This window comes from Kineosphaera limosa NBRC 100340 (assembly GCF_000298215.1).
GTDB classification, from domain to species: Bacteria; Actinomycetota; Actinomycetes; order Actinomycetales; family Dermatophilaceae; genus Kineosphaera; species Kineosphaera limosa.
On sequence record NZ_BAHD01000126.1, the window covers coordinates 1 to 6,408 of the forward strand.

The following is a 6,408-nucleotide window of genomic DNA, read 5'->3' on the forward strand; positions in this document are numbered from 1 at the left end:
CCCAGTCGGACCACGCGTTGTCCAGTCAGACCAGCAAAGCCGCCCAGCAGGCGCCCCGCATCAGGAGGCCACGGGCCCCGCAGCCGCGCCCCCCGCCGCCGCGCGCCGCTCAACGAGACCACTCAGACGAGACCGCTCAGATGACGCCCTGGGCCACCATCGCGTCGGCGACCTTGAGGTATCCGGCGAGGTTGGCGCCCACGACGTAGTCGCCGGCATGCCCGTACCGCGCGGCGGTGTCGACGACATTCGTGTGGATCGTGCGCATGATCTCGCCGAGCTTCTCGTCGGTGTCCTCGAACGACCAGGTGTCGCGGGAGGCGTTCTGCTGCATCTCCAGCGCGCTGGTGGCGACCCCGCCGGCGTTGCTTGCCTTGCCCGGCGCAAACCTGACCTGGGACGTCTGGAACAGCCGCACCGCCTCCGGGGTGCAGGGCATGTTGGCGCCCTCGGCGACGATCCGCACGCCGTTGCTGATGAGTGTCTTGGCCGCGTCGCCGTCGAGCTCGTTCTGGGTGGCGCACGGCAGGGCGATCTCGCAGGGCACCGACCAGATGCTGGCGTCCTCGACGTGCCGGGCCGACCCGCCACGCTCGTCGGCGTACGTGGTGAGCCGCTCGCGCCGCTCCTCCTTGATGTCCTTGAGCAGGTCGAGGTCGATGCCGTCCTCGTCGACGACGAAGCCGTTGCTGTCGGAGCAGGCGATGACCTTGGCGCCGAGCTGCTGCGCCTTCTCGATGGCGTAGATCGCGACATTTCCGGAGCCGGAGACCACGACCCGCTTACCGGTGAAGTCCTCGCCGCTGGCCGCGAGCATCTCGTTGACGAAGTAGACGGTGCCGTAGCCGGTGGCCTCGGTGCGCACCAACGAGCCGCCCCAACTCAGGCCCTTGCCGGTGATGACCCCGGACTCGTACCGGTTGGTGATGCGCTTGTACTGCCCGAACAGGTAACCGATCTCGCGGCCGCCGACGCCGATGTCACCCGCGGGCACGTCGGTGTACTCGCCGATGTGCCGGTACAGCTCGGTCATGAACGACTGGCAGAACCGCATCACCTCGGCCTTGGACTTGCCCTTGGGGTCGAAGTCGGAGCCGCCCTTGCCGCCGCCGATCGGCATGCCGGTCAGCGAGTTCTTGAAGATCTGCTCGAAGCCGAGGAACTTGACGATCGACAGGGTCACGCTGGGGTGAAAGCGCAGCCCGCCCTTGTACGGGCCGAGCGCGGAGTTGAACTCGACCCGGAAGCCGCGGTTGACCTGCACCGTGCCGGAGTCGTCGAGCCACGGCACGCGGAAGATGATCTGGCGCTCGGGCTCGCAGATGCGCTGCAGGATCGACCACTGCGCGTACTCGGGTCGCCGGCCGGCGATCGGGGTCAGGCTGTGCATCACCTCGAAGACGGCCTGGTGAAACTCGTTCTCCCCAGGATTGCGCGCCAGGACTTCGTCGAACATGGGCGCGATGCTCTCGTGCAACTTCTCGGACATGGCGCACATCTTGTCAGGTGCCTGCGGGGCGGCCGCAGCAACCGCGGTTTTCGGGAGGTTCGTAGGGTGGGCGGATGCTGCGCGTCGCCTCCCTGAACATCAACGGCATCCGCGCGGGGCAGCGGCGGGGCTTCGGACCGTGGCTGGCGGGGCGTGGGTGCGATGTCGTGGGTCTGCAGGAGGTGCGCTGCCCGGTGGCGGCGCTGCCGGCCGACGCGTTCGGCGACTATCACCTCACTTACGACGCGGGCGCGCTGAAGGGCCGCAACGGGGTGGCGGTGCTGACCCGCGAGCGACCGGAGGCGGTGCGCACGTGGAGCGGATCGGCGCTGCTGCGGCAACCGGGCGCGCTCACGACCGAGCTGACGCCCGCGCCTGTCGGCGTGTTGGCCCGAGGCTTGCACGAATTCGCCGCGCAAGGCCGCTATCTGGAGGTCGACCTGGCGGGGGTGCCGGTCACCCTCGCCTCGGTCTACGTGCCCAAGGGCGGACTGCCGGCGCACCTGCAGCGGCCGGGGCGGATGCGCGAGGCGCCCGACGGCGGCGCCCGGTACGAGCGCAAGATGCGGTTTCTGGCGGCGTTCGAGCGGCAGGTGCGGCGGGCCCGCCGGGCGGCGCGGGCTCGGGGCCGCGAGTACGTGCTGGTCGGCGACCTCAATATCGCGCACACCCGTTTCGACGTCGTCAACTGGCGGCGTAATCAGCGCAGCGAGGGCTTTCTGCCCAGCGAACGGGAGTGGCTGGACGGGCTGATCGGGCCGCGTCGCCTCGTCGACGTGGTGCGCCGGCTGCACCCGGAGGTCGATGGGCCGTATTCGTGGTGGAGCTGGCTGGGTGAGTCGTTCACCAACGACGCCGGCTGGCGCATCGACTACCAGTTGGCCACTCCCGGGCTGGCCCGGCGGGCGGTCGCGGCCGGTACCGACCGCGACCCCGCCGCGGACCGCCGCATCTCCGACCACGCCCCCGTCGTCGTGGACTACGCGCTCTGACCGATGCCCGGGCCGCCCCGCCAGTCCTTACCGTCGGCGGCCCCGGCCGTCCACATCCTGGGCGCTGCGGTCACTGCCGAGGGGTGCGGTTGCAACAGCAACGCTCGGCAGCGGGCGCAACGGTCGGCGGATGGGGCGGTCGGGGTCCGGCGGCCAGGCCTGTCCACATCCTGGGCATTGCGCTTGCTGCCGAGGGGTGCGGTCGCGACAGCAACCCAAGGCAGCGAGCGCAACGGTCGGCGGAGGGGCGAGGCCGCGCGCCTAGACTCCAGGGATGGGTGAGGCACACGGCAGCTCGCTGTCGCCGATGGACGCCCGGGTGCGGGCGCTCGAGACCGTGCTGGTGGAGCGCGGGCTCGTCGACCCGGAGGCGCTCGCCGGCATCCTCGAGTACTACGAGCACGAGGTCGGCCCGCATCGCGGCGCCCAGTTGGTGGCCCGCGCCTGGACCGACCCGGACTTCCGGCAGCGGCTGCTGGCCGACGCCAGCGAGGTCATCGCCGAGCTGGGGTGGGACGGCCGACAGGGCGAGCACGTCGTGGCCGTGGAATGCACCCCGACTCAGCATCACCTCGTGGTCTGCACGCTGTGCTCCTGCTACCCCTGGTCGATCCTCGGGTTGCCGCCGGTCTGGTACAAGTCGCCGGCCTACCGGGCGAAGGCGGTGCGCGACCCGCGCGGGGTGCTCGCCGACTTCGGCGTCGAGCTGCCCGCCTCGACGCGCATCCACGTGTGGGACTCGACCGCGGAGGTGCGGTACCTCGTCGTCCCACGCCGACCGGAGGGGACCGACGGCTGGTCGGTCGAGCGCCTGGCGGAGCTGGTGACCCGCGACGCGATGATCGGGACGGGCCTGGTCGCGGTGCCGCAGTCGGCCGCAGCGCCGGCCCCTGAGGTGGCCGCAGCGCCGGCCCCTGAGGTGGCCGCAGCGCCAGCCCCCGAATCAGCCCCTGAGCCAGCCAGTGAGCCAGCCGCAGAGCGGGAGGCCGGCTGATGGACGGGGTGCACGACCTCGGCGGGATGCACGGCTTCGGGCCGGTGCGCCCGGAGCCGAACGAACCGCTGTTCCACGACGACTGGGAGCAGCGGGTGCTGACGCTGACCCTGGCGACGGGGGCGTTGGGCCAGTGGACCATCGACCGGTCGCGGTTCACCCGTGAGCAGCTACCGCCCGCGACGTACCTGAGTAGCAGCTACTACGAGATCTGGTTGCGGGCTCTCGAGCGGCTGCTCGTGCAGTCCGGGCTGCTGGCACGCGAGGACCTCTCGGAGCCGGCCCGTTCGCAGCTCGGAGAGGGAGCGGCCCCGACCCCCACGACCTCCGCCACGTCAGTTGCCTCGACGGCCTTAGCGGGCAAAGAGGGCACGGTTGCCCGGGTGGCGGCGGTGCCGTGGCCGGCGCTGCGGGTCGCGCTGGACGCGGGCACGCGGTACGAGCGCGAGGCCGCCACGGAGCCGCTGTTCGCGGTCGGGGACCGGGTGCGCACGTCGGCGGACCATCCGAGCGGCCACACCCGCCTACCCCGCTACGCCCGCGACACCATCGGTCGCGTCGTGGCGGTGCGTGGCGCGCATGTCATGGCGCACGCCAACGCGGTGCCCGCCGCAACCCCGGCGCCGGGAGACGCCGACTGGCTCTACACGGTCGAGTTCGACGGGCCCAGTTTGTGGGGCGCCGACGCCGACCCGAACAGCTGCGTGAGCATCGAGGTGTGGCAGCCGAACCTACGCGCGGTGCCGCTCTCGTGACGGCCCCCACGTTGGCGGAGGTGCTCGACGCCAACCCGACCCTTCCCGCTCCGGTCGGCCGCGGCTTCGCCGAGCCGTGGCAAGCGAGCGTGTTCGCGATCACCGTGCACCTGCACGAGCGCGGCGTCATCACCTGGCAGGAGTGGGCGCAAGCGCTCGGCGCCCGCCTGGCCCGAGACGTTGCCGGCAGCGGCTCCGAGGCGACCGGCTACGAGGCGACCGGCTACGAGGCGACCGGCTACTTCGAGGCCTGGGCCGCAGCCTTGGCCGACCAGCTCGAGGCCCAGGGTCTGGTGGCGCCGGGCGAGATCGCCGGCACCCAGGTCCGCTGGCACGAGGCCGCCGCCCGCACTCGCCACGGCGACCCGATCGAACTTTGGGTAACCGCACAGAGAAGTTGAGGTGACCGGCTGCGCCAGTTCGCCTGCCTTACCATCTGTTTCACCCAACGACCTACGGGAATACCCGGGATCCGGGCGTCCTCGGATGTGACATTTGGACGCTCGTCCACCAGTATGGCTGTGGCAATGGGGGCTGTTGGCACGTCGTTCGCGTGGCGCCAAGGCCCCAGGGGCGGCAGTTTTCGGGGGAATCAACTGTGACGAGCATTGACGCGCAACGGGCATCGACGAACGAGGAACCACCATCCGGTGGGTCCGGTGACCTCGATGGCACGGTGGCGCAGCGGGTGCGGGCGCGCGAGCAGCGGCGCTTCTATCCGGAAGTCCAGGCGCTGCGGGCCGTCGCCATCGGCATGGTGCTGCTGTTCCACTTCGGCTCCGGGATCCCGTTCGTCGGTGGCGGCCTGGTGGGCGTCGACGTCTTCTTCGTCATCTCCGGGTTCCTCATCTCCGGGCACCTCCTGGCCGAACTCGACCGCACCGGCCGCGTGCGCCTCGCGGACTTCTACGCGCGCCGCGCCCGGCGGCTGCTGCCGGCCAGCCTGTCGGTGTTGCTCGCCGTGGCGGTCGCGACGGCGCTGATCCTGCCCCGCGAGGCGTGGGGTGATGCGGGCCGCAGCGTGCTCGCATCGGCGTTCTACGCGATGAACCTGTACGCCGCGCACCTGACGGCGCTGGGTGGGCAGGAGGCGTTCGCCGCGCTGCCGACGGTGCATTACTGGTCGTTGTCTGCGGAGGAGCAGTTCTACCTCTTGTGGCCGCCGCTGATCCTGCTGGCGGCCGCGGTGGCGTCGTGGCTTGGGCGTCGCGGCCGGGCTGTGGGGCGGGTGACGGCTGTGGGCATCGCGCTCACCGTGGTCGCGGTCGTCTCGTTCGTCGTGGCGCTGGTGTGGACGTGGATCGACTACCCGGTCGCGTACTTCGTCACGGTCACCCGCGTGTGGGAGTTCGCCGCCGGTGGCCTGGTCGCGTTGCTGCTGCGACGCTGGGCGCCGACCCAGCGGACCGCGACGGTGCTGCGTTGGCTGGGGCTCATCCTCATCTTGCCGGGCTCGTTGTTGCTGGTGCTGCCGGACGTGATGCCTGGGCCTGGTGTGCTGCCTGCGGTGGCGGCGTTCCCGGCCCCGCTGGCCGTCCCGGCGGTGCTGGGCACGGCGCTGGTCATCATCGCCGGCGGCACGCGGCCCGGTTCGTTCTTGGACCGGGTCGTCAAGTGGCGGCCCACGCAGTGGCTCGGGCTGATCTCCTACTCGGTGTACCTGTGGCACTGGCCGCTGGTGCCGCTGACGGAGGCGCTGCTGGGCCAGATGGGCGCGCCCGTGCGGATCGCCCTGCTCGCGCTGTCGTTGCTGTTGGGGCACGTCTGGCAGCGCTGGGTCGAGGACGCCTCGCGTTATGTGCCGGGGATGAAGCAGAGCACCCGGATGTCGTTGTGGGCCGCCCTGGCCGGGATGCTCGTCGTCGGCGGAGTCGGGCTGCTCCTAGCGGTCGCCGGCGGCAGCTGAGCTTCCAAGCGGCAGGGCCGGCTGAACTCCCGGCGTCACCCTCGTGGTCCGTGGTCCGTGGTCCCCTCGAGGGTCGCTAGTCAGAGGCCGTGTGCAAGGTCAAGGCGGCAAGAGCCCTGACATTGAATATGACGTACTTCACATTTCCGGTTCGCCGCATCGCGCCTGAGATCGCCTGTGCCCCAACGGAACTCACGGCCCTTTCTGGCAATCTGAATCCTCCTGCGCTGCAATGATATTCACTAATTAGTAGCGTTGCTACTACAAATTAT

6 protein-coding genes are annotated in these 6,408 nt (G+C 70.7%); 5 read left to right on the forward strand and 1 reads right to left on the reverse strand.

Annotated elements, in window-relative coordinates; translation table 11 throughout:
* Window positions 1–136: 136 nt before the first annotated feature.
* A complete protein-coding gene (gdhA, locus tag KILIM_RS21355; protein WP_006594845.1) occupies window positions 137–1,489 on the reverse strand; it encodes an NADP-specific glutamate dehydrogenase in 1,353 nt (450 codons plus the stop codon).
* Window positions 1,490–1,563: 74 nt separating this feature from the next.
* Here gdhA and KILIM_RS21360 point away from each other — a divergent pair, with 74 nt between their 5' ends.
* The 5 genes from KILIM_RS21360 to KILIM_RS21380 all read left to right on the forward strand — a co-directional run bounded on the left by KILIM_RS21360 (window position 1,564) and on the right by KILIM_RS21380 (window position 6,136).
* Window positions 1,564–2,481 carry an exodeoxyribonuclease III gene (locus tag KILIM_RS21360; RefSeq protein WP_006594846.1) on the forward strand — a complete coding sequence of 306 codons (918 nt, stop codon included), beginning with the start codon at window positions 1,564–1,566 and terminating at the stop codon, window positions 2,479–2,481.
* A 274-nt stretch (window positions 2,482–2,755) separates the two neighbouring features.
* The gene (gene nthA / locus KILIM_RS21365) at window positions 2,756–3,475 is read left to right on the forward strand and encodes a nitrile hydratase subunit alpha (protein ID WP_006594848.1); all 720 of its coding nucleotides are present in this window, start codon (window positions 2,756–2,758) and stop codon (window positions 3,473–3,475) included.
* The gene (locus tag KILIM_RS21370; RefSeq protein WP_006594849.1) at window positions 3,475–4,230 is read left to right on the forward strand and encodes a nitrile hydratase subunit beta; all 756 of its coding nucleotides are present in this window, start codon (window positions 3,475–3,477) and stop codon (window positions 4,228–4,230) included. Before nthA ends, KILIM_RS21370 begins: the two co-directional genes overlap by 1 nt.
* Window positions 4,227–4,631 (forward strand): nitrile hydratase accessory protein, encoded by a 405-nt coding sequence (locus KILIM_RS21375; RefSeq protein ID WP_051988929.1) that lies wholly within the window; start codon window positions 4,227–4,229, stop codon window positions 4,629–4,631. The genes KILIM_RS21370 and KILIM_RS21375 overlap by 4 nt, the downstream gene beginning before the upstream one ends.
* Window positions 4,632–4,828: 197 nt before the next feature.
* Window positions 4,829–6,136, forward strand: a complete 1,308-nt coding sequence (locus tag KILIM_RS21380; RefSeq protein ID WP_157551885.1) for an acyltransferase family protein — start codon at window positions 4,829–4,831, stop codon at window positions 6,134–6,136.
* Window positions 6,137–6,408 lie beyond the last annotated feature (272 nt).